The 3217-nt window shown below is 29.9% G+C and carries 4 protein-coding genes; all 4 read left to right on the top strand.

Features of this window, described 5'->3' with window-relative positions:
• Window positions 1–1134 (top strand): DNA sulfur modification protein DndB (locus AC1DWN_RS30980; protein WP_477562705.1); only part of this gene is annotated, 1134 nt, incomplete at its 5' end.
• A gap of 21 nt (window positions 1135–1155) precedes the next feature.
• Window positions 1156–2127: a phage lytic cycle repressor MrpR family protein gene (locus tag AC1DWN_RS30975; RefSeq protein WP_477562704.1), complete on the top strand. Its 972-nt coding sequence runs from the start codon at window positions 1156–1158 to the stop codon at window positions 2125–2127.
• 166 nt (window positions 2128–2293) lie between these two features.
• Complete coding sequence (locus tag AC1DWN_RS30970) at window positions 2294–2848, top strand: accessory gene regulator B family protein (protein WP_477562703.1); 555 nt, start codon at window positions 2294–2296, stop codon at window positions 2846–2848.
• Window positions 2829–3217, top strand: a 389-nt coding sequence (locus AC1DWN_RS30965) for a hypothetical protein (RefSeq protein ID WP_477562702.1), incomplete at its 3' end; no start/stop codon positions are given. The genes AC1DWN_RS30970 and AC1DWN_RS30965, both read left to right, overlap by 20 nt.

Raw genomic sequence — 3217 nt, 5'->3', positions numbered from 1 at the left:
GTATACAATATAACAAATGATAATAGAATATTACCAAATCTTTTTTTCAATGAATCAGAAATTAAAAAAGCATTAAGAATGAAAATTGAAGCATCAGAAATGGAATACCCATACACGATTGAAGGTGTACTTAAGTCTTCTCATAATGAGTTTTTAACTATTATATCTTATCAAGATTTGGTTAAAATGTGGAACTCAGGATTGCTTTCTTATAATTTTGAAACACAAAGAGCTGCGAAGAAGAAATTAATGAAAAAAGGGAATATCAAAAAAACTGCCACAGTAATAAATACTAGTGTAAAGAATATTAGTAAGCTTATGTTAGAGGGGAAATTCTTAAAATCAACTTTAACATTTAATATTTTAGCTGATGGAACTGATGATTTTAGCTATGATGATGGAGAACTAACTATTAACGAAGGAACAAACATAAATTTAATTGATGGTATGCACCGTATTCTTGGAACAATTGGAGCACTTGAAGAAAGACCTGATTTAGAAGGCTCATTTGAAGTTTCAATAAGAAATTACACATTAGACCAAGCTCGTTATTTGATAGGATTACTGAATACTGTCAATCGTTTTGACAAGACTCTAGTTAAATTCAACACAGACGATTCATATGGCGGTTTAATTATTAAAGATGTTATTAGAATTTCTGAGTTCAGAGATAGGATTGAAACCGACAAAACTACTGTGAGTAAAACCCTAAACATGTTAACTAACTATTCCATTTTGGCAGACTCAGTAAATATAACTTTTGATCCACAGACCACTAAAGAACAATATATGATTGCAGACTTCTTAAAGAAATTCTTTGGGATATTAATTTCATCTTATCCAGAAGACTTTAAAACAGAGATGAAGAAAAGAAGAGTTGAAAGTTGGTTTAATCATCACAATATGTATGTGGGTTTTATAATTGTAGCTAAGAAAATATATGATAAATATAATGGTTCATTAGACTTTCCAGTATCAATTATCAATGAAGCAATTGAAAAGATTAATTACAAAAAAGGTTCAGGTAACAAATTAGATAATATTATGATTGAACAAGGTAATAGAAACTCAAATCAAAGTAAAGCTTTAATTAGAGCATATTTCGAGGAAGAAACTAAGGATCTTTTTAATTAAAGAAAGAGAGGCTTCTAATCTATGTCCAATATATTATACGAAGGCAATATGTTTAATGAAGATAGAAAGTCTGAATTTTTATCTGAAAAAGCAAAAGGCACACAAAAAATATTCAAAAGAATCTTCAATGTTGCGTTTCCACTTGAAGAACAGTTAAATAAAGATCTAACTGACTTTAATAGGGTAGAATTAACAAAATTATTCTACTTATATAGACCAGCGACTAAAGCAAGTAGTTCAGGAAATGTGGGTTATGTTCATGCCTATATTGACTGGTGTATTGAAAATGGGTACAAGCGTGGATTGAATCCTCTTGATTTAATTGATCCTCAATGGAAGCAACAATTCGCAAATAAAGAGATTAAACGTTTCTGGACTGATAAAGAAATTAATAAGATTATCCAAAGCAGAGAAAATGCGCAGGATGCGATTATCATATCTTTATTATTTGAAGGGGCAAGGGGCTCAGGGGGCAGCGAACTATTAAATCTACACAAAAACTCTTTAGATGAATATAATAATCAACTGCATTTAGAGGATGACAATGGAAGTAGAAGGACGATAACTGTATCTGAGCAATGCATGAAGATTTGTAAACAAGCTTTATTAGAAACTGAATATAGTAAAATGAATGGTAATGCTAGTCCTGATATTAAGGCACCAATGGCTCAATTAATCGAAGGGAATTTCATACTAAGGAATGCCAACACAAGAACAACTCATATAAATGAAACTGAAAAAAGCATTATACACAGAAGACTAGCAAAAATAGAAGCTGAGCTTCAGATGAACGGCTTCACTCCTATTGCCTTAAGCAGAAGTGGAATGTTGAAATTAGCTAAAGATAAAATCCTAGATCATGGTGAATTAACTAGTGATGATATCATCGAAATTGCAATTCAGTTCGGTGAAAACTCAGATAGTGCAGTTTATAGATTGAAGAGTGATTTTTTGAATGAAGAGTCAGTAAGAAGTTTGTATAAGCTGCCCTAATTAGGGCAGTTTTTTATTTATATAAATAATTATTATCTCACTTATTGAAGTATTTAAGTTTTAAAGCAAAATATAAAAAGTAAATTATAGAAAAAGTAATAAAAAACAATGTTGACTCATTTTTCCAGACGTGTTATATTTAAATCTTCGGAAGGAGAGGATACAAATGCTACTTAAAAAAGCAGCAATATATACAGGAAATTGGATATGGGATCAACTAAGCATTGAACAAAAAGAAAAAACAAAAAATAATAATATGGATTTAATTGAAATTCAAAATAGAATAAAAATAGTACTACTATACATAGCGGTTTCAGTAACACTTTTAATGTTTGGAAACTTCACAGGAATGTGGATTGAGCTAGGATTATCATTGGTGTCATTCGCTTTTATAAGATATTGGAATGGAGGACATCATTTTAGTGTCGATGTCTGTTATATTATTACAACTTCAGTTATACTAGGAGTAATACCATTGTCCTATATAGTGGGGGAGTATCCAACAATAGTACTGGTTATAGCCCTCATATTAAATCTTAAACTAGCACCATTCAACAAAGACACGAAACAGCACTTCACCAAGAAAACTATATCGATTATCTTATGTGTTCTTTCATTTTACATTAATGATATTTTTCTTACAATGTGGTTCTTACTGGGGTTTGATCTAATTAAATCATCAAAGAGGACGGTTGAAAAAGATGATGGAGCATGTGATTGATTTTCTAGGGTACATGTTTTTTAGTTCACTAGAATACTTTGCGATTTTTTTAATGATTTTCTCACTTTTTAAACTATATCCAAGATATTTTGTAAAAGAAATAATCACTCTAACATTCGCAACGACATTAACTACCTACTTTTTTATAATAACAGGTATATATGAAATAATACCTGCTCCATTTATTACAGTCCCTACAATTTGGTTATTATTATATCTATTTATGAAAAATAAGATACCATTTGAAACTTCACAAGAGACAAGAATATTTAACACTGTTACAGAAAAAATTATGAATGTATTAAAAATAGATGAACAAAAACTAAAAGTTCTAACATTCGTATTTGTAATATCGACAATAGGCTTTGC

The sequence above is a fragment of the Paenibacillus sp. P4_A7 genome (assembly GCF_056402455.1).
Note: the sequence above shows the minus strand (reverse complement) of the source record. Positions and strands in the feature narration are given on the sequence as shown.